Genomic DNA, 24,192 nt, shown 5'->3' on the forward strand with positions numbered 1-24,192 from the left:
TCGCGAGCAAGCTTCGCTCCTACAAAGGCTCAGGGTTGCCACGATGGCAGCCCGGCCCTCCCAAATTTCCGATCCACTGCCAGTTCCCACGGGCGGCGGATTTGTTGCGTCACTGCATTGTCATCTTTCTGTCATACAGGATCGCTAGGGTGTGCGCATGACTGATCTGGCCAATTCCACCATGACTACAAATCCCCCCAAGCGAATTGACTTCAATACGCCTGAGCTGCACCGCAAGCGCCGCATTCGTGCGCTGAAGGATCGCCTGACCCGCTGGTACGTCCTCGTCGGCGGCCTTGCCGTTCTCGGCGCGATCACGTTGATCTTCTTCTTCCTTGGTTATGTCGTCGCGCCCCTGTTCCAGGGTGCCGACCTGACCACCAAAGACGCCATCACGCCCGCCTGGATGCAAGATGCCGGCAAGCCGTTGATGATTTCCCTCGAAGAGCAGAACCAGGTCGCCATGCGGGTTTCCGACAAGGGCCAGGCATTGTTCTTTGATATCGACACTGGCGCCGAGCTGCGCCGCGTCGACCTGCCGATTCCGGCTGGCACCAGCGTGGCCTCCATCGGTGAAGATCAGCCTGGGCAGCCATTGGTGGCGGTAGGCTTGTCCAACGGCCAGGCGCTGGTGTTCCGTCACACCTATAAAGTCAGTTACCCGGAAGGCAAGAAAACCATCTCGCCGGCCATCGAATATCCGTACGGCGAAACACCCATTGTGCTGAACGAGGCGGGCGGTGCTCTGGAGCATGTCAGCCTCAACGCCAATGATTCGACCCTGCTGCTGGCCGGCTCTAGCGGTGCGCAGCTGCATGTCATGTCGCTGACCAGCGAAGAAAACATGATGACCGGCGAAATCACCAGCGAGCAGAAGCGCATCGACCTGCCGCAAATGGCCGAGCCGGTGAAGAACATCTTCGTCGACCCGCGTCAGCAGTGGCTGTACGTAGTCAACGGCCGTGCTCAGGCCGACGTTTTCAGCCTGCGCGACAAGAGTCTCAACGGTCGCTACAAGTTGCTTGAAAACGGCGATGCAGAAGTGACCGCCAGCACTCAATTGTTGGGCGGCATCTCGCTGATCGTCGGCGACTCCAAGGGCGGCCTCGCCCAGTGGTTCATGGCTCGCGATCCGGATGGCGAACAACGCCTCAAGCAGATCCGTACCTTCCAGATGGGCACTACGCCGATCGTTGAAATCACCGCCGAAGAGCGCCGCAAAGGCTTCGTTGCCCTGGATGCATCTGGCAAGCTCGGCGTGTTCCACAGCACCGCTCACCGCACTTTGCTGGTGGACCAGGTGGTCGACGGCCAAGGCCTTTTCGGCATGTCGCCACGGGCCAACCGCGTGATCGTGGAGCAGGGCGGCAAGCTGCAACCGTTGCTGCTCGACAACCCGCACCCGGAAGTCTCGTGGAGCGCGTTGTGGAGCAAGGTCTGGTACGAGAACTACGACGAGCCTAAATACGTCTGGCAATCGACCGCCGCCAACACCGACTTCGAACCCAAGCTGAGCCTCTCGCCGCTGACCTTCGGTACCCTGAAAGCCGCGTTCTACGCCATGCTGCTGGCCGCGCCACTGGCCGTCGCCGCGGCGATCTACACCGCGTACTTCATGGCTCCGGGCATGCGCCGCAAGGTCAAGCCGGTGATCGAGCTGATGGAAGCGATGCCGACGGTGATCCTCGGCTTCTTCGCCGGCCTGTTCCTCGCACCTTATGTCGAAGGGCATTTGCCGGGCATCTTCAGCATGCTGATGCTCCTGCCGATCGGCATTCTGGTGGCGGGTTTCGTCTTCAGTCGCCTGCCTGAGTCCATCCGCCTGAAAGTGCCGGACGGCTGGGAAAGCGCGATTCTGATCCCGGTGATCATGTTTGTGGGCTGGCTGTCGCTGTACATGAGCCCGTACATGGAAACCTGGTTCTTCGGCGGCGACATGCGCATGTGGATTTCCCACGATCTGGGCATCACCTATGACCAGCGCAACGCTCTGGTGGTCGGTCTGGCCATGGGTTTCGCGGTCATTCCGAACATCTACTCCATCGCCGAAGATGCCGTGTTCAGTGTGCCTCGCGGCCTGACCCTGGGCTCCCTGGCCCTCGGTGCCACGCCTTGGCAGACCATGACGCGCGTGGTGATCCTCACCGCCAGCCCGGGCATTTTCTCGGCGCTGATGATCGGCATGGGTCGTGCGGTCGGTGAAACCATGATCGTGCTAATGGCCACCGGTAACACCCCGGTCATGGAAATGAACCTGTTCGAAGGCCTGCGCACCTTGGCGGCCAACGTCGCAGTGGAAATGCCCGAATCGGAAGTCGGCGGCAGCCACTACCGCGTGCTGTTCCTCTCGGCGCTGGTGTTGCTGTTGTTCACCTTCGTCATGAACACCCTCGCGGAACTGATACGTCAGCGTCTGCGCAAGAAATACTCGTCGCTTTAAGAAAGGTAGAAGTCTGTGAAACAGAACTCCCTGAATGGATGGTTCAAGAGCGGCGCCCCCGGCGTCTGGATCAGCGGTGGCGCGGTGTCCATTGCGGTCATCATGACCATTGGCCTGCTGGCGGTGATTGCCGTGCGCGGTCTGGGTCACTTCTGGCCGGCGGACCTGATCCACGCCAGTTACAACGTGCCTGGCCAAGCCAACCACCTCGTCATCGGCGAAGTGGTGCAGAAGGAAGAAGTGCCACGCGAGCGCCTGAAAAGCGCTGGCCTGCCGGTGCCCGATCAGGGCCCGGAGTTCATGACGCGCGAGCTGATCAAGGTCGGCAACCGTGATCTGAACGGCACTGACTTCACGTGGATTGTCGGCGAGTGGCTAACTAACCAAACGACCCCGCCTGAGCTGATGGCTGTCGAGCGTCGCGAGTGGGGCAACTTCTACGGCTACCTGGTCAACGTCAAACAGGACGGCAAGGTCATTGCTGAAGGCGAGGCCGCATGGCCTGAGTTGCAGGCGCGCGTGGAACGCGTCAACCAACTCGCCGCACAGCTCAAGACCCTGGAAAAGGTCGACATCGGCGCGATCAACGCAGGGCTCGAACGTGTGCGTCTGCACGGTCGCAAACTGGAGCTGGACGGCCGTCTCGACGCTGCCGCACAAGCGGACCTGGAGTCCGAGCGCGCCGAGTTGAATGCCCGTTATCAGGAAATCGAAGCGCGTCTGAATGATCTGCACGCTCAGTTCAACCGCGACAGCCTGACCGCTCGCGACGCGAACGGTAAAGAAGTCGAGATCGGCATCGGTAAAGTGGTTCACGCTTACCAACCGAACGCCATGGGCACCATCACCAAGATCGGCTTCTACTTCAGCAAGGTCTGGGAATTCCTCAGTGATGACCCGCGTGAAGCCAACACCGAAGGCGGGATTTTCCCGGCGATTTTCGGCACCGTGATGATGACGTTGATCATGGCAATGATCGTGACGCCATTCGGCGTGCTGGCGGCGGTTTACCTGCGTGAATATGCGCGGCAAGGGCCGATGACCCGGCTGATCCGCATCGCGGTGAACAACCTGGCGGGTGTTCCGGCCATCGTTTACGGCGTGTTCGGTCTGGGCTTCTTTGTTTATGTGCTCGGCGGTTCGGTCGACCGGTTGTTCTTCCCTGAAGCACTGCCGGCACCGACCTTCGGTACGCCGGGCCTGCTCTGGGCGTCGCTGACCCTGGCGCTACTGGCGGTGCCAGTGGTGATCGTGGCCACCGAAGAAGGCCTGGCGCGGATTCCTCGCACCGTTCGCGAAGGCTCGCTGGCCCTTGGCGCGACCAAGGCTGAAACTTTATGGAAGATCGTGCTGCCAATGGCCAGCCCGGCGATGATGACCGGCATGATCCTCGCCGTGGCCCGTGCCGCCGGTGAAGTGGCGCCGTTGATGCTGGTGGGCGTGGTGAAACTGGCGCCGTCGCTGCCGCTGGATGGCAACTACCCGTACTTGCACCTGGACCAGAAGATCATGCACTTGGGCTTCCACATTTATGACGTCGGCTTCCAGAGTCCGAACGTCGAAGCCGCGCGGCCGCTGGTGTACGCCACTGCATTGCTGCTGGTACTGGTGATTGCCACGTTGAACCTGTCGGCCGTTTATATCCGTAACCATCTGCGCGAAAAATACAAAGCACTGGATAGCTAAGTTGATTGGTCGCCGCTGCCTCTTGTGGGAGCTGGCTTGCCTGCGATGCGAACGATGCGGTGTATCAGAGGCACCGCAGTGATGCCTCGCAGGCAAGCCAGCTCCCACAGGGACCGGCGCCAGACAGAGATTTTGAGTAAGCCGCCGGCCCGAATACCAAGCCAGCGGTTCAACGAACCGAATTTGTTAGCACAGGGAGCCTCCCATGCAGCACGAAGCACACACTCACGGCATCAACATGTCGGCCCTGGGCCGCGACAAACAGAGCCTGAGCCTCGAGCAGGAAACCGTGGCCATCGAAGTGCCGGGCCTTAATCTGTTCTACGGCGACAAACAAGCGCTGTTCGACGTCAGCATGAACATCCCGAAACAGCGCGTGACCGCCTTCATCGGCCCGTCCGGCTGCGGCAAATCCACGCTGCTGCGCACCTTCAACCGCATGAACGACCTGGTGGACGGCTGTCGCGTCGACGGCGAGATCAACCTCTACGGCAACAACATCTACCGCAAGGGCGAGGACGTAGCCGAGCTGCGTCGTCGCGTCGGCATGGTGTTCCAGAAGCCTAACCCGTTCCCGAAAACCATCTACGAGAACGTGGTTTACGGCCTGCGCATTCAGGGCATAAACAAGAAGCGCGTGCTGGACGAAGCGGTCGAGTGGGCATTGAAAGGCGCGGCGCTGTGGGAGGAAGTCAAAGACCGTTTGCACGAGTCGGCGCTCGGCTTGTCCGGTGGTCAGCAGCAACGTCTGGTGATTGCCCGCACTATCGCCGTGGAGCCGGAAGTCCTGCTGCTCGACGAACCGTGCTCGGCACTCGACCCGATCTCCACGCTGAAAGTCGAAGAGCTGATCTACGAACTGAAATCCAAATTCACCATTGTTATCGTGACCCACAACATGCAACAGGCCGCGCGGGTTTCCGACTACACGGCGTTCATGTACATGGGCAAACTGGTGGAATTCGGCGACACCGATACCCTGTTCACCAATCCGGCGAAGAAGCAGACCGAAGACTACATCACCGGTCGTTACGGCTAGGAAGCCGCGGTTGTTCACTGAACTGACGCTGCGGTCCACCGCACCTTACCGGACGCTCCAAGGACGCCAACATGATTAGTAAAGAAGGCCTTACCCATCACATCTCCGCGCAGTTCAACGCTGAGCTGGAGGAAGTCCGCAGCCACCTCCTGGCCATGGGCGGGCTGGTGGAAAAGCAGGTCAACGACGCGGTGACCGCGCTGATCGAGGCCGACTCCGGTCTGGCCCAGCAGGTGCGCGAGATCGACGACCAGATCAACCAGATGGAACGTAACATCGACGAAGAATGCCTGCGCATTCTGGCTCGTCGTCAGCCGGCGGCGTCGGACTTGCGTTTGATCATCAGCATCTCCAAATCGGTGATCGACCTCGAGCGTATCGGCGACGAAGCCACCAAGATCGCCCGTCGTGCCATTCAGTTGTGCGAAGAAGGCGAAGCACCGCGAGGTTATGTCGAGGTTCGCCACATTGGCGACCAGGTGCGCAACATGGTTCGCGATGCTTTGGACGCGTTTGCCCGCTTCGACGCCGACCTAGCGTTGTCGGTGGCGCAATACGACAAGATCATCGACCGCGAATACAAGACCGCACTGCGCGAGCTGGCCACCTACATGATGGAAGACCCGCGCTCTATCTCGCGGGTCTTGAGCATTATCTGGGTGCTGCGTTCGCTGGAGCGAATCGGCGACCACGCGCGCAACATCTCCGAACTGGTGATTTACCTGGTGCGTGGCACCGACGTGCGTCATCTGGGCCTCAAGCGCATGAAAGAAGAAGTTGAAGGCACAAGTGCCGAAACCGCTAATGTTCCGGGTAAAGCTGACGATAAGTAAGATTGCCCAAGAAAAGCGCCCGGCCTTTTGGCCGGGCGTTTTTGTGTGTGGTGATCGTCGTTAGAAGCAGCACCCGCGAACGAAAAGTCCCGGCGTGACTGAAGAGTTTTGGCAAAGTGCCATCAGCCAGCGTTATGCTTGCCGGGATTTTTAAAGGGGTGTTGGATGAGCAAGATCAGTGTGTTGGTCGTGGACGATGCGTCGTTCATTCGTGACCTGGTGAAGAAGTGCCTGCGCAACTACTTCCCCGGGATCCGGACCGAAGATGCAGTCAACGGTAAAAAGGCCCAGGCCATGCTGGCCAAAGAAGCGTTCGACCTGGTTCTGTGCGACTGGGAAATGCCGGAAATGTCCGGTCTGGAACTGCTGACCTGGTGCCGCGAGCAGGACAACCTCAAGACCATGCCGTTTGTGATGGTCACCAGCCGTGGCGACAAAGAGAACGTCGTCCAGGCGATTCAGGCCGGGGTTTCCGGCTACGTCAGCAAGCCGTTCACCAACGAGCAACTGCTGACCAAGGTCAAACAGGCGCTGAACAAGGTCGGCAAGCTCGACACCTTGATGAACAGCGCGCCGACCAAAATGAACTCGGCGTTCGGCAACGATTCCCTCAGCGCACTCACTGGCGGCAAGGCAGCGATCACTGCGCCATCGGCAGCACCGGTCAACCCCTTCGCCAAACCTGTCGCCGCCGCGCCTGCCCCGGCTGCGGCACCGTCTCGCGGCTTGCTCAACAGCCCGCCGGTCAAGGCGCCTACTGCCTCTGCAGCATCGGTTGGCGGTCGTGGCCAAGGCCAACTGCGCCTGCCGAGCGGCACTCAGCAATGCGTGATCAAGGCCTTGAGCATCAAGGAAGCGCTGCTGGTGGTGAAACGCACCGACACCCTGCCGCAAGTCCTCGACAGCGCCGTGCTCGACCTGGAGCAGGGCGATAACGCGGAAATTGCCCGTCTCAATGGCTACCTGCATGCCATCGTCGCCTTCGAGCCGAAACCTGACAGCGAGTGGCTGCAGCTGACTTTCCGTTTTGTCGACCAGGATGCGCAGAAGCTCGACTACATTTCCCGCCTGATCGCCCGTGGCACCGCGCAGAAGCATTTTGTGCCTGGCGCATAATCTTCGCCGCCTGACAGTCCGTCTTCGCGGGCAAGCCTCGCTCCTACAGATTTACATTGTCCCGTAGGAGCGAGGCTTGCCCGCGAAGGGGCCATCGAACTCACCGCACATCCCTTGAACCGCCCATCTTGAAACATCTGCCGACTACGCTGGTCCATTTCAGCTGCTAGGCTCCTTCCCAGGCCTTACTCGACAGAATCTTACCCATGCTCGCGCGCCTGCTGTTTTTCTGTGGTCTGTTCATAGCCTCCACTTCAGCTGTGGCCATGACGATTTACCGCTCCACCGACGCCAGTGGCGTGGTCTCTTACAGCGACCGCCCCACCAAAGGCGCCAAGGTGTTCGTTTTTCGGGACCGAATGGTCGAGCGCCTCGAGCGGCAGGTGTACCTCGATATCAAGAAGCAGAGGGGCATGGACAGTGTGTTCGTGCGCAACGATCTGTATGCGCCGGTCGAGATCGAGCTGAGTTTCGCCGGGCTGAATAACGTCAGCGGCGCGCCGAGCCGACCGATCCGTCGGGTTCTGCCGGCGCGCAGTAACATTCGTCTGGCGCTGCTCAAGGCGACGAAGGCCGGAAGGCCGCTGACGTATACCCCAAGGTTCGAATATTCCCTGGGCGACCCCGCAGGGGCCGCCATGGCCTATCGATATCCATTGCCCTGGCGTGGTGGGCCGTTTCGGCTGAGTCAGGGCGCCAATGGCCAATACAGCCACTATGGGCCGAAGAACCGTTATGCGATGGACATCGCCATGCCTGAAGGCACGCCGATCATCGCGGCGCGCGGCGGGATGGTGGTGAAAACCGAGAATCGCCAGACCGGGCGCGGCAACGATCCGTCGGGTAATTTCGTGCGGGTGTTGCACGATGACGGGACCATGGGCGTGTACCTGCACCTCAAGAAAGGTTCGGTCAGCGTGCGGGAAGGTCAGCGAGTGGTGGTGGGCAGTGCGCTGGCGCTGTCGGGCAACACCGGCAACAGCAGCGGCCCGCACCTGCACTTCGTGGTGCAGCGCAATACCGGGTTGGGGCTGGTGTCGATTCCGTACCAGTTCAATCAACCGGTAGGCGCGTTGCCCAACTTTGCGTTGGGCAAGCAGTGATGGGTTGTCTGGTCTGACGCCTTCGCGGGCAAGCCTCGCTCCTACAGTTAATTTCGTACCTGTAGGAGCGAGGCTTGCCCGCGAAGGGAGCGCTGCGAATCCGGATCAGCCAGTTAATCGAGCATCAACACCTTGGCCAAAACAATCTTCGGCCCTTTCATTTTCTTGATGATGATTCGCAAGCCTTCGACTTCCAGCACTTCTTCCTCTTCCGGCACCCGTTTCAGGGTTTCGTAGACCAGCCCGGCGAGGGTTTCCGCTTCGATGTGGTCCAGGTCGATGCCCAACAGGCGTTCCACCTTGAACAGCGGCGTATCGCCCCGCACCAGCAGCTTGCCCGGTTGATACGCGAGGATCCCGCGTTCGGCCTTGCGGTGTTCGTCCTGAATGTCGCCCACCAGCACTTCCAGCACGTCTTCCATGGTCAGGTAGCCGATGATGTTGCCATCGGCCTCCTCGACCACAGCGAAATGCGAACCGCCCTTGCGGAACTGTTCCAGCAGCTGCGATAGCGGCATGTGACGAGACACGCGCTCCAGCGGACGGGTCAGTTCGGCGAGGTTGAATGACTCGGGAATGTGATCCAGGGCGGCCAGTTCCAGCAGCAAATCCTTGATGTGCAGCAGGCCGACGAACTCCTGGCGCTCGCTGTCATACACCGGGTAGCGGCTGAACTTGTGACGACGGAACATCGCCAGAATTTCCTTGAGTGGCGCGTTGAACTCCAGCGTCACCAGGTCTTCCCGGGAGTTGGCCCAGTCGACCACTTCCAGCTCGCCCATTTCCACCGCCGAGGCCAGAACGCGCATGCCTTGGTCGCTCGGGTCCTGGCCGCGGCTGGAGTGCAGGATCAGTTTCAGTTCTTCACGGCTGTAATGGTGCTCGTGATGCGGGCCGGGTTCACCTTGCCCTGCGATGCGCAGGATCTGGTTGGCGCTGGCGTTGAGCAGGTAGATGGCCGGGTACATGGCCCAGTAGAACAGGTACAGCGGCACCGCCGTCCAGAGCGACAGCAACTCGGGTTTGCGGATGGCCCAGGATTTGGGTGCCAGTTCGCCGACCACGATGTGCAGGTACGAAATGATGAAGAACGCCGTGAAGAACGACACGCCTTTGACCACTTCGGGGGAATCGACGCCCACGGCAGTCAGTACAGGTGCCAGAAGGTGCGCGAACGCCGGTTCGCCGACCCAGCCCAGGCCAAGGGAGGCGAGGGTGATACCCAATTGGCACGCCGACAGGTAAGCATCGAGCTGACTGTGCACGGTGCGCAGGATGTGTCCGCGCCAGCCGTGCTGTTCTGCGATGGCTTCGACCCGGGTCGAGCGTAATTTGACCATGGCAAATTCCGCCGCAACGAAAAAGCCGTTGAGCAAAACCAGGATCAGAGCAAAAAGAATCATGCCGAAATCGGCGAATATTGTTGCGAGGGTCAAGCCAGGGGAAGGGTCCATGATGGAGTTTTGCGGGTTCCGTGTATTAAAAAAAAGGAGGTAATTCAGTGCCTGAAGGGCAGGCACAAGTCAGCCAATGTAGCGGCTGACTCTTGGCTTGCCTAGTGGCGAGTGCTGGCCGGTATTAATCGAGGGCGCTGATGACGCGGGATTTTGACACCTGGGCTGGCGCGAAATGGCAAGTAAACGTGCTGCCGTGGCCTGGCACACTGCTGATTTCCATTCGTGCCCGATGGCGCAGCAACACGTGTTTGACGATGGCCAGCCCCAACCCGGTGCCGCCGGTGTTGGAGTTGCGGCTGGAGTCGACGCGGTAGAAGCGTTCAGTCAGGCGCGGCAAGTGCTTGCTGTCGATGCCGATCCCCGAATCCTGCACGCTCAGGTGTGCGCCTTGATCGTCACCCCACCAGCGAATGCGGATATTGCCTTCGGCCGGGGTGTACTTCACTGCGTTGAACACCAGATTGGAAAAGGCGCTGCGCAATTCGGCTTCACTGCCTTTGAGCAGAATCGTCGGGTCGGCTTCCAGGGTGATGTGCTGGTTTTTTTGGCCGGACAGTTGCTGAGCGTCGCTCTTGATCGATTGCAGCAGACTGTCGACAGACACCGGTTGATTGTCCGACGGGTAATCGGTGGCTTCCAGTTTGGCCAGCAGCAGCAAATCGTTAAGCAAGGTCTGCATGCGCCCGCCTTGCTGTTGCATCTGCTGCAAGGCGCGGGTCCAGCGCGGATTCACTTCCTCGACGTTATCGAGCAGTGTTTCCAGGTAGCCACAGATCACCGTCAGCGGCGTGCGCAGCTCGTGAGATACGTTCGCGATGAAGTCTTTGCGCATCTGTTCCAGCTGGTGGATACGCGTCACATCGCGCACCAGCATCAAGTGTTCGTTGTTGCCGTAGCGGGTGATGTACAGCTGAATACGCAGGCGATCATTGATCGGCGAGGGAATTTCCAGCGGTTCGGCGTAGCTGTCCTGCTCGAAGTATTCCTTGAAGCGCGGATGGCGCACCAGGTTGGTCACGGGCTGGCCACTGTCCTGAGGAGTTTTGAGGCCGAGCAGGGTTTCGGCGGCGCGGTTCCACCATTCCAGGTTTCCATCGCTGTCGAGCATGATCACCGCGTCTTTCAGGGCGGCCGTGGATTCCTGCACTCGGTCGATCACCGCTTGCAGGCGCCCGCGCACCCGTTGGTCGCGGCGTTGCAGATGGTAGATGCTGTCGAACACTTCGCCCCACAGGCCATAGCCATCGGGCGGTGCTTCATCGGGTTTGTGCAGGCGCAGCCATTCGTGCAGGCGCAGCAGTTGCTTGAGGGTCCAGGCCAGATAAAGGCCCAGGCCCACGGCGAGGCTCCAGCCGTAGAAGCCGGAAATCAGACCGATCACCAGGCAGGCGGTGACCAGCAACAGCATGTGGCGAATCAGGGTGCCATGCCAGTTTTGGTTCACGGAAAAATGCGTCCTTGTCAGCGAGTCTGGCGGTCGGCTCAGGCCTTGGTGGAAAACCGGTAACCGGTGCCGCGCACGGTTTGTACCAGATTTTCATAGGCATCGCCGAGGGCTTTGCGCAGGCGACGGATGTGCACATCGACCGTGCGCTCTTCCACATAGACATTGCCGCCCCAGACCTGATCCAGCAACTGGCCACGGGTGTAGGCACGTTCCTGGTGGGTCATGAAAAATTGCAGCAAACGGTATTCGGTCGGGCCCATCTCGGCAGGTTTGCCGTCAATGGTCACGCGGTGGCTGATCGGGTCCAGCAGCAGGCCACCGACTTCGATCGGCGCTTCGCCATCGGTCGGGCCAGCGCGGCGCAGTACGGCTTTCAGGCGAGCCACCAGCTCGCGAGGGGAAAACGGCTTGGTGATGTAATCGTCGGCGCCGACTTCGAGACCCTGGATCTTGTTGTCCTCTTCACCCTTGGCGGTGAGCATGATGATCGGGATGTCCCCGGTCAGCTCATCTCGCTTGAGGCGGCGGGCCAATTCGATGCCGGAAGTGCCGGGCAGCATCCAGTCGAGCAAAATCAGATCCGGTTTGCGGTCGACGATAATGGCATGGGCCTGCTGCGAGTTCTCTGCCTCCAGGCAGTCATAGCCGGCCATTTCCAACGCAACGGCGATCATTTCGCGAATGGGCGCTTCGTCGTCGACGATCAGAATGCTCCTGCCAACCATGCGTTAACCCTCTTGTCATTTAACTGTCTTGCGCCGCATTAGATAACGGAATTATTGCAGTCGTGTGACAGTATTTTAGCCGTCCTGCGATTGTCGTGATCCTGAACTAAGCTCTAAGTCCGAATCCTGACAACCACAAAAGGAAGGTTTCCATGACATCGCACACTTTCTCCTTCAAAACCCTGATGTTGGCCACTGCCTTGATTTTTCCGACGATGGCTTTCGCCGCCGAACCGGCGATGATGAAAGGCGACATGATGGTCGACCATAAGGGTATGACCGTTTACACGTTCGACAAGGACACTGGCGGTAAGTCGATGTGTAATGACGATTGCGCCAAGATGTGGCCACCGATGATGGCTCCGGCAGGCGCCAAGGCCGAAGGCAAATTTACGCCAATCAAACGGGATGATGGCACGATGCAATGGGCTTATGACGGTAAGCCGCTATATACGTTTATGAAGGATGAAAAACCTGGAGAAATGAAGGGTGACGGGATGAAAGATGTCTGGCACGTCATCACCAATACCGGACCGAAGAAGTAAGCGAGTTCAAGAACCACGGCCTCGTTCCTGTAGGAGCGAGGCTTGCCCGCGAAGGCGTCAGTTGCTTCAGCGCACCGCGTAATCCAGCACAATCCCGATAAAAATCGCCAACCCCGCCCAGTGATTGTGCAAAAACGCCTGGAAGCAGCGCATCCGGTCCTTGCTGCGGGTGTACCAGAACTCCCACGCAAAACAACCCGCCGCCGCCAACAGCCCGAGGTGGAACCAGCCGCCGAGCTGGAATTTCGAACCCGCCAGCAGCAGGCATCCCAACGCCAACCCCTGCAACGTCAGAATAATCACCCTGTCGGCATCGCCAAACAGAATCGCCGTGGATTTCACCCCGATCTTCAGGTCGTCATCGCGGTCGGTCATGGCGTAATAGGTGTCGTAGCCCACGGTCCACAACAGGTTGGCGATCCACAGCAACCAGGCCGCCGCCGGCAGCTCACCGGTTTCGGCGGTGAATGCCATCGGCATGCCCCAGGAAAACGCTGCGCCCAGTACCACTTGCGGGTAATAGGTGTAGCGCTTCATGAAGGGATAAGTGAACGCCAGGGCCAAGCCGCCCAGCGACAGCCACACAGTCGTCGCATTGGTGAACAGTACCAGCAGAAAACTCACGCCCATCAGCACCGCGAAGAACACCAGGGCTTCTTTCGAACTGATCCTGCCGCTCACCAGTGGCCGCTGTTCGGTGCGTTTCACGTGGCCATCGACCTTGCGGTCCGCCCAGTCGTTGATCACGCAACCGCCGGCACGGGTCAGTACCACGCCTAGCACGAAAATCACGATATTGGCCAATGAAGGCGAGCCTTCACCGGCAATCCAGAGTGCCCACAGCGTCGGCCACAGCAGCAAATAAATGCCGATCGGCTTATCCATGCGGGTCAGCTGAATGAAATCCCAGGCCCGAGGATTCACGCGGTTCAGGGACTTGAGCAGGCTCTGGTACATCAGCAATTCTCCGGATGGACGCGGGTGGCGTTCCACAAGGTCGGCAGGAAGATCTCGGCCACTAGCACGCTCAAGGCACCGCGGTCGAAACGCGAGCGCCGGCCCCACAGTTCAGGTGCCTGAGCATCCACCGGCAACCATGCTTGAGGATAGTGACAAACCTCGATGGCCCGGCGCTGAAATGCCTGATCACAAAACAGCAATTCGCCCAGCGAGCGGCTGCCCAGTTCGTCCATATGCAATCCATCGCCCTGCAACGCGCTACGCGCCGCGACGCTACGGGCAAACACCCAGGCTTCACCGTGGCCGCGCAAATACACCTCGCGCACCCAGCCTTCACTGCCTTCGGCCAGTTCCAGCGCCGCACATTCGTCCGCGCGCAACGATTGCCAGCCTTCGAACAGCGGCGTGACGCTGAAGACATCATTTGACAGGCGGATCAGACGCCGAGTCAGCGACCCTTCATCGAACAGCCAATCGAGCGTAGACGTGTCGGGGAGGGGCGTCAGTTGACTTCGGGTAAGCCAAACCGGTGTCGCGGAGGGGGATTTTGAGTGCGGCACAGTGAGTCATTATTGGCAGCAAATGAGGCGGCGAGCTTACCATGTCAGGCGACGAATTTGATTGACCCCGCCTGCCGTTGCGCCGAACAGGCTTGCATCTGCCGGGCCCGATCAGTACAAAACGCCCTGAGCCGGACGGCAACGCTTCATCTATCGACCGTTCGCGCCGGCAAAAGCCTGAATCCTGAGGAAATACCTGAATGAAAAAGTGGCAATGTGTGGTCTGCGGCCTGATCTATAACGAAGCCGAGGGCTGGCCGGACGACGGTATTGCGGCGGGCACACCATGGCAGGACGTGCCGGAAGATTGGCTTTGCCCGGACTGCGGCGTAGGCAAAATGGATTTTGAAATGATTGAAATCAACTAAGGAGCAAGGAATGAACGCACCTGTCGTGATCGTCGGCACCGGGCTGGCTGGCTACAACCTGGCCCGGGAGTTTCGCAAACTCGATGGCGAAACTCCGCTGCTGCTGATTACCGCAGATGACGGACGCTCCTACTCCAAGCCGATGCTCTCCACCGGCTTCGGCAAGAATAAAGACGCCGACGGCCTGAGCATGGCCGAGCCGGGCACCATGGCCGAGCAATTGAAAGCCGAAGTGCGCACCCACACGCGCATCAGCGGTATCGATCCGGGCCACAAGCGCCTGTGGATCGGCGAAGAGGCGGTGATCTACCGCGACCTGATCCTGGCCTGGGGCGCGGAAACCGTGCGGGTGCCGATCGAAGGCGACGCGGCGGATGCCGTTTTCCCGATCAATGATCTTGAAGACTACGCACGCTTTCGCGCGGCCGCGGCCGGCAAACATCGAGTGTTGCTGCTGGGCGCCGGTTTGATCGGTTGCGAATTCGCCAACGACCTCATCCTCGGCGGTTACGAGGTGCAACTGGTTGCACCGTGCGAACAAGTCATGCCGACCTTGCTGCACCCAGCGGCGGCCGCTGCCGTACAGGCCGGTCTGGAAAGCCTGGGTGCGCGCTTCCACCTCGGGCCGGTGCTCAATCGCTTGCAACGAGTGACGGACGGGCTGGAAGCGCATCTGTCCGATGGCCAAGTCATTCCTTGCGACGTGGTGGTGTCGGCCATCGGTCTGCGTCCGCGCATCGACCTGGCGGCTGCTGCCGGGCTGCAGGTCAATCGCGGCGTGGTGGTCGACCGTCACCTGAAAACTTCTCACGCCAACATCTACGCTTTGGGCGACTGCGCCGAGGTCGACGGGCTGAATCTGTTGTACGTCATGCCCCTCATGAGCTGTGCGAGAGCGCTGGCCCAGACCCTCGCCGCAAACCCTACAGCGGTGAGTTATGGCCCGATGCCAATCACCGTGAAAACCCCGGTCTGCCCATTGGTGGTTTCACCGCCACCACGGGGCACGGAGGGCGTCTGGACGGTCGAAGGGCAAGGCGCGGATATCAAGGTGCTGTGCCGCGACAGCGCCGGCAAACTGCTGGGTTATGCCCTGACAGGCGCGGCGGTGATGGAAAAACTCGCCCTGAACAAAGAGCTTCCAGCCTTGCTGGCGTAAATAGCGGTCGTTCTGTCGGAATCACCCCACTTTTGCCCCTACAAAGGTCGCGCGGAGACTGGCGCCGCTCTAAAGCGCGTGCCATTCTCACTCCCGTCTGCCGCAGAGTAGAGCACCTGCGGCGCCTTGGGCGCTGTTCCAACGAGAACAGCACGGACATAACAACAAAAAACCGTCAAAGGGGCTTCACTAATGCGTAAACCAGAACTCGCCGCTGCAATTGCGGAAAAAGCAGACCTCACCAAAGAACAGGCCAACCGCGTTCTCAACGCCGTTCTCGAAGAAATCACCGGCGCTCTGCACCGCAAAGACAGCGTCACGCTGGTGGGCTTCGGCACCTTCCTGCAACGCCATCGCGGTGCACGTACGGGCAAAAACCCGCAGACCGGTGAGCCAGTCAAAATCAAAGCCAGCAACACTGTTGCGTTCAAGCCAGGCAAATCGTTGAAAGACAGCGTTAATCCATAATTGCGGTGAACTCCCGGAAAAAAACGGGAGAACCGTATTGAAAAATGGGCACGCCGATTGAATCGGGTGCCCATTTTTTGTTGAACGTAGAGATGAATTTCTAACGAAGTCCCTCTACCAGTATCTTGTCTTTTTCTTCGCCCCAAGGATCGTCCAACAGGTCTTGGTTGGTGCTTTTGCCGCTCAACTTTTCTACTGCGTTATCTCTGGATCCGGAGCCGGAATGACCACACTCGCCCAACTGGCCGTACGTTTGCGTTGTGTCAGAGCACGTAATGCTGCTGCGTCAGGCTCGCCCTTTTTCGTGAATTTGACAGGTGCCAAAACATAAAGCGTTACCTTTTCGTCGTCGGGGATCATCTCTTTTTCAGTTTTCGTATCCCAGGCTTTATCCACGGCCACGAAAGCATCCACTTTATCTGGCCAGGCCAGGTTGGCATACATGGCATCGGAACGACGAATCAAGAAGTATTCCGACAAGGGGCCATCATCGAACGTGTGGCGAGCGAGCAGAGACAGCAACTCAACCGGAAAAACCCAAGGACTGTGGGGGGTAAAACCTTGCTGCGTAAGAGGCCAGTCGCCAGGCAAGCATACGAATAATTCGGTATTAGGACTTTTGGCAAAAAGTCCGATGGTGAAGAGTAACTTGAACTTGTTTTTGCCATCAATACAGCTGATACGCAGCTCCAGACCCTCTTCATTAGTGAAGGGACTCAGTTGTGCGGGTAAAACCCAGCCAGCGGTGTTGTGCACGAAAGTGACTATAGAACCACCAAATTCCTCGGGCCGGCTTTCAACAATGTCCATGATACTGACCGCCCCCGATTTTCTTAAGGTGGACGCAATCTCTGTAAATCCCCAGGTATTGGCGATGTCCAATGGCGCGGTATTCAGCCTGGTGTGCAATCGATTGATGTTGGCATGGTGTTCTATAAGAAGATTAACGACGTCCTGATGCCCAAAGGTAATCGCGTCAATCAGCGGGGTGGTTATGCTGTTAGGCCACCCATCCACCAAAGCACCGGCCTCAAGAAACCATTGGCATGTTTGTAGATGTCCATTGCCAGCGGCTGCGGCAAGTGGCGTGCTATTGCCGGAACTGACGGCAGGCTGGTCCAGCGCAATACCTAAAGACACCAATAAGCGGCAAATTTCGGTTTGACCCTGTTCGGCAGCCATGTGCAGCAGGGTCTCATGCCCATCAAGGCCATACATGGGCAGGTGCAATAAAACGGAATTTTTCTCTAGGTGCTTTTTTAGTGAGGCTGCATTTCCCGAGGTGATGTCTGCGTGAATGGCTAATAAAGTCTTGATGTTTTTTTCATAAATTTCTTCTGGGCTGTTCATTTAAAAAATACCTTTTGTCATTTGAGCACCCATATTTTTCAATGCGTTTTGGACACTGGCCAGCCCGCCGACGTCTGATTGTTGTAGTATTTTAAGGCGCCGTTTGTGAGAGCTTCTATAGGCTGTACAAGATATTGTAGAACGAGGTTGGATTGTCTTTTATCAAGGATAGATCTTGGTCTATGGATGTTTTTTCGAATGATGATTTATTGATTGCCATTCGACGAGTGATTATGGCTTCCAGCAGTTTTCTGAACAACGTCTCATCATGGACGTATTTTTTTAGCTTTAAAATCTCGCGAGGCTTGTTTTTCAGAATATAAAATGAGTAGTTCATCAAGATAATATTGGAGACAAACAGATTTTCCGTTGATTGAAGAGGGTTGATCGTGTCGATCAAAATGTTAAATATCTGCCTCTTGTTTTTAGCGTATGCCTGCAAAAATACATCGGGGTACATGAATTCGCTATGACGATCATTTAACCTGAAACGGTAATTTGTGTCGTCGGGTTCGGTCAATAATGTGACGAGGCTTGTTTGATAATTTTTTAACGTGCTTAGCAGTACATGTTCTTTTCTGCTATCAAACTTGATTGCTTTGTAAACCAGGTCGATAACATACAAAAAAGCTACAGGCCCCCGGGTGTCGGTAGCCATTACCAACTGATTATCCTTGATGCTGAACCGACGATACGCTTCGTCATCAATACTCAATTCGAAAAGCAGGAACCTGAGCATGTAGTTCCTGAACTGTGCATCCGCGTCGAGAGAACTGTTCTTCAAACTGATCAACTGAATCAGAAAGAAGAAAATAAAATAGTCTTTGTTGGTTCGTTGACAGTTGTCGATTTCAAGCAGATAGCCAAAGCGGGACAGGACCAAGAGAAGGGCATAGCAATCCGGCTCCGTGAAACCGTTTTTGGACATGGTTTTTTCGAAGGCGCTTAGGGAGAATAAATCGTGCCAGCGGCTTATGTAAAAGGTCGAACCATTGTGTTTTCTAGCGGCGACAGACAGCAGTGAAGGCTCGTCTTCTTGGTAAAAAACAGCACCCAGCTCTTTCGGACATGGACGGATGTTCAGGAAATTTTCAAACTTGTATGAAAGGAGATTGAATATATTCATGTTGGTTTCGCCTGTTATTCTTCCTGGCAGTTTGATGGCGCCCCATCCTCATCATCAATAGCGCTTATTCTGGAACTTAATGTCATCCTGCTGCATACACATAAATTGCATCTTCTGAAATGTATATTATTTTGCTGTTTGGATGTGCCGGGGCTGGAGAGATTAATAACTCGCGCAGATCGCCTGAAGTCACGGTGTCATCAAGAAAGCTCAGGAGGTCGTTTCTTTCTGCTTTATACAATTCTCCCTTGAAAATTATTTTTTTACCTTTGTAAGTGATCAATTTGTGTGCCACATAATAGTAGTCTGAAGTCAAGTGAGGCCCCAGATCTCTAAGTGAGTCGAGCGCTTGAATGAAATCGCCTGAAAGTGTTGGCTGTAACATCATTGAATAGATAGCCTCTCTGCTTTCATTCGGGTCTAATTCAAGCTTTTTCAGTTTTTCAAACCGATAATTATTTTTCATGCTGGTTCGGTTGATACGAACTAAGCCAAGAGGAGAAATCAGAAATATATATTTCATTTAAAATCAAATCTAGAGGTATATCCTCAATGCTATCGGCTATCTCGTCATAAGGGGTAGGCAATACATAGGAAAATCCGAAATCATCATCGAGAATTATTGAGCCATTAAAGATTCGTTGACGCTTTGTAAGTTTTTTTACTTGGCCAAAAGACATCCCTGTAGAAAGCATACCTCTGTAAAGTCCCTTGTAATGTACATTGCAGCCAATTGAGAATATTGCTCCGTCAGAAAGGGTTGCTATGGTGATGGTGTCGTTTACCACATAGGCCACCCTCGTTTCGCCGTCCGGTAGATTATAATTTTTTATTTTTATGTTGTGTTTTTTATATAGCTCATCGATATAGTTGGAAATGTTTTCCCCTAATAGTATGTTTGCTGCGGAGTGCTTGGAATTGATGTCTGCTGTAAAGTCAATCATGTTTAAGCCCCGCCATTCATTAATATGCCATTAACATAGGCTGGAGAGAAAATTGGGGCGGCTTCGCCACCCAGCAGGAGCAGGCTCCCTCGTCATAGTGACCAACGAATATGGATATTCATTGGCATAATGATTTTGTTTATTTTCACTGAAGGGCTAGCGCTCAAGGAGTAAAAGGATAGATGAGGGCGTTTCTTTGAATTTGCACTTATAATTGACGAATTCAACAATAAATATAAGCGTCTCTCGTAAATTTTGTTGAGCGGAGGTGATGTTTTTTGTTTGGATGATTATTCTTTCAGAGGGAGCTATGCTTATTTTTGTCATTCCTTCTTCTGGGTATCGCAAGCCAAATAGGCAGTCAATTACGGCGTCGACATTCTTGCCGTAACCATCAGGGAAGCCAATTTTTTTTGCGAGGGCTTCATACAGTTGATCGGTATCTTTTATTTCAGAAAAATCCAGCTCAATCGTTGTTTTTATGTTCATCATTTCCATCCTCCAAGATTTATTTCTATGAATGAATCATAGTGATCGTGAGAGTAGTAAGCCTGGCCTGTTTTTTTGTCGACGACAATGCGGCGAGCACCATTGGTTCCTACGTTAGGTGTTTTAACCGTCCATTCGTGATAGGGCCCGCTTCCTGTGTTCAGTCTTTGGCTGTTGGGGTTCCCGATTGTGTGGGTGTTACTGAAAGGGGTGCCGTCGTTGGAGTAGCGAGGCTGCCTTAATTTAATTCGATTAATGGTGCTTTGCAGCTCTCTCATTTCCTGTTTTGACATGCTATGCCCCCATTTGCTTTTGATCGCGGCATGGGCTTGCTTAGGATTTTTAGCAAAATGAGAGCATTTTAAACCCAATGGGTCGATATAACTTTGCGGGTTGGAGGCATAAGCGTAAGCATTTAATCCCCCCGCCAACCCAATCGGATCCGGCGTAGTAAACCGCCCCACATCCGGATCATAAAACCTGAACGTATTGAAATGCAGCCCCGTCTCCCGGTCCAGGTACTGCCCCTGAAACCGCAGGTTCTGCTCTTCAATGTAATACGGCTCGCGCACCTCTTCTAACGTGTTGCCCCACACCCGATAAGTTGCCTGCCAGACATTGTGGCCGTCCGCCTCGGTGAGTTGTTCCGGCAGGCCATTGAGATCGTTGTGGTAGTAGCGGATTTTTTGCAGCGGGCCGGTGCCGTCGACGCGGGCCAGGGGTTCGTAACCTTCGTCTTCGTAGAGGTAAAGGCTGGTCTGCTGATGGCGATGTTCCTGCAACAGACGCAAGCCGTCCCAAGTGAAGCGGGTTTCTCCCAGTGGATAACCCTTGCTGTCGTGTTCGGTCTTGGCGATGCGCCGGCCCAGTGGGTCGTAGGTCATCCTGACCATGCTGCCGTTTTCATTGCGCACTTCCACCAAGCGGCTTTCGGCGTCGTAGGCAAAGCGTTGCAGGCCCCGTTTGGCGCTGCGTTTTTCGATCATCCGGCCAAACGCGTCATAGCGATAACGCTTGTCCTCGTAGGTCAGCAGTTTGTTGTGCACCACCAGCCCAGCGCCGGGTTGCGGGCCGTCCAGCAGGTTGGCGGCGGCGTCGTAGGCGAAGGTTTCGCGCTGGCCGTGCAGGCTGTCCTGGCTGGCGATGATGCGGCCGGTGGCGTCGTAGTGCAGCAGTTGGCGGTGTTGCGTGGCTGGTTGCTGGTCGAGTTTGCCGATCAGGTTGTCGGCGGGGTCGTACTCGAAATGTTTCTGCACGGCGGCCGGCATCAGCGAGGGCTGGCTGGTGTGTCGGCGTTGGCGTGAGCGTAAGCGCCCGCTGCGGTCGTATTCGCTGCGGGTGCTGATCTGGCCTTGGGTGCGCAGCACTTCGCGGTGCAGGCGATCGCGTTCGAAGTCGCTGATGACCTGGCCGTCGAGGTTGATCTGGTGCAGGTGGCCGCTGCCGTAGTACAGACGATTGATCCAGCGGCCGTCGGGCAGTTGGGTCTGGATCAGGTTGCCGAGTTCGTCGTAGTGATAGTGCAGGCTGCCGGTCGTGCTCTGTTCTGCGAGCAACTGGCCGAGGGCGTCGTAGGCGAAGCTCAGGGTTTGTGCGTTGCCGTGGTAGTCGGTGAAGGTGACGGCGGCGAGCTGGTCCAATGGGTCGTAGGTGTAGTCGGTGCGGCCATCGTCGGTGAGTTTGGCGATCAGCCGGCCCACGGCGTCGCGTTCCAGCCGATGAACGATGGAGGCCGGAGGTGCTTCGGGGACGACGGCCAGGCCGTTGCCGTAAGGCGCCGGAATCGCCGTGACCGCTGCGACGTTATCCAGCAGGTCATAGGTGTAGCGCTTGGCGCTGCCATCCAGATCCTGTTGTTCGGTCAACCGATCGCCAGTGTCCCAGGCAAACCGATAACGCTCGCCATTCTCATTGGTCAGCGCTTGCAGCCGCCCGTAGCTGTCATAACCGAATTGCACCTGCCGGCCATGGGCGTCGGTGCGCTGACGCACCTGGCCGCGACGGTTGTGTTGATAGAGCGTGGTGTGCCCGGCCGGGTCGGTATAACCGGTCAACTGGCCGCTGACGTCGCGCTGATACTGCTCGGTGCGCCCGTCCGGTAATTGGCTGCTGAGCAAACGCCCCTGGGCGTCGTAGCTGAATTGGGTGCGCTCGCCGAGGGCATCGGTGATGGTCTGCAGATAGCCCCGGTTGTCGTAGCTGAACCGCGTCGGATAACCCGAGCAATCAATGTGTTCGATCAATTGGCCGAACGGGTTCCAGCGCAGCTTTTTGCTTTTGCCGGTGGCGTCGATAATTTCGATCACCTGGCCTTGGGTGTCGTAGCGGTATCGCGTGATGTGGCCCAGTGGATCGGTCTCAGCGATGCAATTGCCGCGCTGATCGTAGCGATACTGCCAGCTGTTGCCCGCGGCGTCGGTGTCCACCAGCGGCAAGGCCCAGAGTTCCAGCCATAGGGTCGATTCGCTGCGGCCCAGCGGGTCGGTTTCGCCGATCAGGTTGCCGGCGTCGTCGTAGCTGTATTCATAGCGCCCGCCCTGCGGGTCGGTGGCGCCGAGCAATTGGCGTTCGTCGTTCCACTCGAACTGCCAGGTCTGGCCGAGGTTGTTGGTGTACTCGGTGATCTGGTGCTGGGCGTTCCACCGCCGCGTACTGACGCGCTGCAAACCATCGGTGATGCGCGTGACACCGGCGCCGAGGTCATAGTCGAACTGGTAAGTGTCGCCCTCATCGGTCCAGTGCCCGACCACGCGCCATTCCAGGTCTTCGATCAACGCCCATTCATAGAAGCAACGCAGCCCCGTGGGCAATTGATGCTCGACCATCCGCTGTCCGGCGTCGTAACTGAAGCGTCGTTGTACCTGGCCGGTGGCGTCGCGCACTTCGGCCAGGTTGCCTGACTGATCGTAGCCATAACTCACCAACATTTCGCGGTATTGGTCAGGGTAGACCCGTTCCACCTGACTGACCCGTGTCTGAAGGTAAGTCAATTCCACCTGAACCAAGTCAAAGGTGTCGCGCAGTTTTACAAGGCGTCCGACGTCGTCATAGTCGAGGTAGATACGGTTGTCGTTGCGATCGCCTAATTGATCAAGGCGCAGCAACGCGGTATTGCCCGGTGTTGGATTGAACAAGCGGTACACACCGTCATCGCTTTCAATCAACAACTGCCCATTGCGATGCCGCCGGACACTCAGCCCTTCACCCGCACTGAACACCGCGCCGCCCAAGGGGATCGAACCCATGTCGATGCGCCGGCCCTGCTCGTCGGTGTAGACCAGCGTTTCACCGCCCTCCGCGTGAGGCAGGATTTCCACCCGCACCTCATAAGACACACTCCAACCCGCCCCGAACAGCCCATCACGACGCTCGTCGCGGCTGTTGTAGAAGCGCTGCCAATCCATCGGCAAGATGCCAGGCAACACGAAATCCAGCTCTTCATCGCCACCCAACACCTTGGCCCCGGTCGCCGCATGCACCGGATTCGACGACCCCATGGCGGCGTTGGCCATGGCGCCCATCGCGCTGCTGACAGCCATCGACGTCGCGCCACCGACCAGCATGCACGGCAATTTGCTGAAAAATTTCCCCTTGCCGCCCTTGAGCATCAGCAGCGCCGTGACCGCCAGCCCCACGCCCGGAGTCTTGCCGCTACGGATTTCGCGTACCACCACCGAACCGCCGCCAATGGTCACGTTGGAGGAAATCAGCCCGGATGACACCACCTTGGCATCGCAGGTGCTGCGGTCGCCACTGCGCACGGCGGGCTGGCCGTTGATGGTGACTTTGTCCGAGCCCTCGGCCATAAACTGCGGCGGCATCGGCGGATGCTTCATGCAAACGAGCAGGTCCAGCGGCTTGGGCACCGCTCCGGGCGCGGGGGTGGCGACGGTGGGGCGCCACATCTGGGAGAAGAAGCTTTCGGCCATGTCGAGGTAACTGGCTTCGGCTTCCGGCTCGGGTATTTCCAGCTCGGTGCCGGCCGGCGCCACATGGGACTGAATGGCGCCTGCGGCCCGTGCGGCGGGCTTGTTGTTGGTGAGGGTGTTGGTGGAGCCGGTGAGAATGTTCGCCTGCACCGTGGGTGGAAACAGCGAATTACTGAAACTCTCGCATAAATTGCTCAGGCCCTTGTCGGCCCCGGTCTTGCTCATGGCGAGGCCGACGATCGTGCCCACCACCAAGCCGAGCACGATGCAACCCAACCCCCCGGTGACGACGGTGATGCCCGTGGCCGCCACCACGGCAGCGGTGGCCAGCGCGGTAATCGCGATATTGGCCGCCACTTCCAGCACGCCGCCGAGGATGTCGGCCATCAACGAGGTGTGGTTGAGTGCATCACCCAGCCGGGCGGCCCAGAGCGCGTCAGACATGCAA

21 protein-coding genes are annotated in these 24,192 nt (G+C 57.4%); 10 read left to right on the plus strand and 11 right to left on the minus strand.

What is annotated here, in order from left to right; all coding sequences use genetic code 11:
• The first annotated feature begins 406 nt into the window (after positions 1-406).
• The 6 genes from NHU87_RS04270 (at position 407) to NHU87_RS04295 (ending at position 8,217) form a co-directional block, all read left to right on the plus strand.
• Entirely contained in the window at positions 407-2,440 is a 2,034-nt protein-coding gene (locus NHU87_RS04270; RefSeq protein WP_253546627.1) for an ABC transporter permease subunit, read from the plus strand.
• 15 nt (positions 2,441-2,455) lie between these two features.
• Complete coding sequence (gene pstA, locus NHU87_RS04275; protein WP_253545936.1) at positions 2,456-4,126, plus strand: phosphate ABC transporter permease PstA; 1,671 nt, start codon at positions 2,456-2,458, stop codon at positions 4,124-4,126.
• A gap of 205 nt (positions 4,127-4,331) precedes the next feature.
• A complete protein-coding gene (pstB, locus tag NHU87_RS04280) occupies positions 4,332-5,165 on the plus strand; it encodes a phosphate ABC transporter ATP-binding protein PstB (RefSeq protein ID WP_253545938.1) in 834 nt (277 codons plus the stop codon).
• A gap of 71 nt (positions 5,166-5,236) precedes the next feature.
• On the plus strand, positions 5,237-5,998 hold the full coding sequence (gene phoU / locus NHU87_RS04285) for a phosphate signaling complex protein PhoU (protein WP_007896483.1): 762 nt from the start codon (positions 5,237-5,239) through the stop codon (positions 5,996-5,998).
• Positions 5,999-6,163: 165 nt separating this feature from the next.
• Complete coding sequence (locus NHU87_RS04290) at positions 6,164-7,114, plus strand: response regulator (protein ID WP_253545940.1); 951 nt, start codon at positions 6,164-6,166, stop codon at positions 7,112-7,114.
• A 206-nt stretch (positions 7,115-7,320) separates the two neighbouring features.
• The gene (locus NHU87_RS04295; RefSeq protein WP_253545942.1) at positions 7,321-8,217 is read left to right on the plus strand and encodes a peptidoglycan DD-metalloendopeptidase family protein; all 897 of its coding nucleotides are present in this window, start codon (positions 7,321-7,323) and stop codon (positions 8,215-8,217) included.
• A gap of 113 nt (positions 8,218-8,330) precedes the next feature.
• Here the strand turns inward: NHU87_RS04295 and NHU87_RS04300 are convergent, their stop codons facing one another.
• The 3 genes from NHU87_RS04300 to phoB form a co-directional block, all read right to left on the minus strand.
• A complete protein-coding gene (locus NHU87_RS04300) occupies positions 8,331-9,671 on the minus strand; it encodes a hemolysin family protein (protein ID WP_253545944.1) in 1,341 nt (446 codons plus the stop codon).
• Between the two features lie 124 nt (positions 9,672-9,795).
• On the minus strand, positions 9,796-11,082 hold the full coding sequence (phoR, locus tag NHU87_RS04305) for a phosphate regulon sensor histidine kinase PhoR (protein WP_253546629.1): 1,287 nt from the start codon (positions 11,080-11,082) through the stop codon (positions 9,796-9,798).
• A 74-nt stretch (positions 11,083-11,156) separates the two neighbouring features.
• On the minus strand, positions 11,157-11,846 hold the full coding sequence (phoB, locus tag NHU87_RS04310; protein ID WP_007896474.1) for a phosphate regulon transcriptional regulator PhoB: 690 nt from the start codon (positions 11,844-11,846) through the stop codon (positions 11,157-11,159).
• 152 nt (positions 11,847-11,998) lie between these two features.
• Here phoB and NHU87_RS04315 point away from each other — a divergent pair, with 152 nt between their 5' ends.
• Positions 11,999-12,391, plus strand: a complete 393-nt coding sequence (locus NHU87_RS04315; protein WP_253545946.1) for a COG4315 family predicted lipoprotein — start codon at positions 11,999-12,001, stop codon at positions 12,389-12,391.
• A 66-nt stretch (positions 12,392-12,457) separates the two neighbouring features.
• Here the strand turns inward: NHU87_RS04315 and ubiA are convergent, their stop codons facing one another.
• Complete coding sequence (gene ubiA, locus NHU87_RS04320) at positions 12,458-13,348, minus strand: 4-hydroxybenzoate octaprenyltransferase (protein WP_253545948.1); 891 nt, start codon at positions 13,346-13,348, stop codon at positions 12,458-12,460.
• On the minus strand, positions 13,348-13,911 hold the full coding sequence (locus NHU87_RS04325) for a chorismate--pyruvate lyase family protein (RefSeq protein WP_253545950.1): 564 nt from the start codon (positions 13,909-13,911) through the stop codon (positions 13,348-13,350). Before NHU87_RS04325 ends, ubiA begins: the two co-directional genes overlap by 1 nt.
• 200 nt (positions 13,912-14,111) lie before the next feature.
• On the opposite strand from NHU87_RS04325, the gene NHU87_RS04330 reads away from it, so the two are divergent.
• The 3 genes from NHU87_RS04330 (at position 14,112) to NHU87_RS04340 (ending at position 15,906) form a co-directional block, all read left to right on the plus strand.
• Positions 14,112-14,279, plus strand: a complete 168-nt coding sequence (locus NHU87_RS04330) for a rubredoxin (RefSeq protein ID WP_007896465.1) — start codon at positions 14,112-14,114, stop codon at positions 14,277-14,279.
• Between the two features lie 10 nt (positions 14,280-14,289).
• Positions 14,290-15,438: an NAD(P)/FAD-dependent oxidoreductase gene (locus tag NHU87_RS04335; protein ID WP_253545952.1), complete on the plus strand. Its 1,149-nt coding sequence runs from the start codon at positions 14,290-14,292 to the stop codon at positions 15,436-15,438.
• A gap of 192 nt (positions 15,439-15,630) precedes the next feature.
• Positions 15,631-15,906 (plus strand): HU family DNA-binding protein, encoded by a 276-nt coding sequence (locus tag NHU87_RS04340; RefSeq protein ID WP_003213368.1) that lies wholly within the window; start codon positions 15,631-15,633, stop codon positions 15,904-15,906.
• A gap of 192 nt (positions 15,907-16,098) precedes the next feature.
• Here the strand turns inward: NHU87_RS04340 and NHU87_RS04345 are convergent, their stop codons facing one another.
• The 6 genes from NHU87_RS04345 to NHU87_RS04370 form a co-directional block, all read right to left on the minus strand.
• The gene (locus tag NHU87_RS04345) at positions 16,099-17,256 is read right to left on the minus strand and encodes an ankyrin repeat domain-containing protein (RefSeq protein WP_253545954.1); all 1,158 of its coding nucleotides are present in this window, start codon (positions 17,254-17,256) and stop codon (positions 16,099-16,101) included.
• 115 nt (positions 17,257-17,371) lie between these two features.
• Positions 17,372-18,382: a hypothetical protein gene (locus NHU87_RS04350; RefSeq protein WP_253545956.1), complete on the minus strand. Its 1,011-nt coding sequence runs from the start codon at positions 18,380-18,382 to the stop codon at positions 17,372-17,374.
• Between the two features lie 82 nt (positions 18,383-18,464).
• Positions 18,465-18,848, minus strand: coding sequence for a hypothetical protein (locus tag NHU87_RS04355; RefSeq protein WP_253545958.1), 384 nt, complete (start codon positions 18,846-18,848; stop codon positions 18,465-18,467).
• On the minus strand, positions 18,838-19,326 hold the full coding sequence (locus tag NHU87_RS04360) for a hypothetical protein (protein ID WP_253545960.1): 489 nt from the start codon (positions 19,324-19,326) through the stop codon (positions 18,838-18,840). Before NHU87_RS04360 ends, NHU87_RS04355 begins: the two co-directional genes overlap by 11 nt.
• 156 nt (positions 19,327-19,482) lie before the next feature.
• The gene (locus tag NHU87_RS04365; RefSeq protein WP_253545962.1) at positions 19,483-19,818 is read right to left on the minus strand and encodes a barstar family protein; all 336 of its coding nucleotides are present in this window, start codon (positions 19,816-19,818) and stop codon (positions 19,483-19,485) included.
• On the minus strand, positions 19,815-24,188 hold the full coding sequence (locus NHU87_RS04370; RefSeq protein ID WP_253545964.1) for an RHS repeat-associated core domain-containing protein: 4,374 nt from the start codon (positions 24,186-24,188) through the stop codon (positions 19,815-19,817). The genes NHU87_RS04365 and NHU87_RS04370 overlap by 4 nt, the downstream gene beginning before the upstream one ends.
• Positions 24,189-24,192 lie beyond the last annotated feature (4 nt).

The sequence above is a fragment of the Pseudomonas mandelii genome (genome assembly GCF_024138395.1).
GTDB lineage: Bacteria > Pseudomonadota > Gammaproteobacteria > Pseudomonadales > Pseudomonadaceae > Aquipseudomonas > Aquipseudomonas mandelii_E.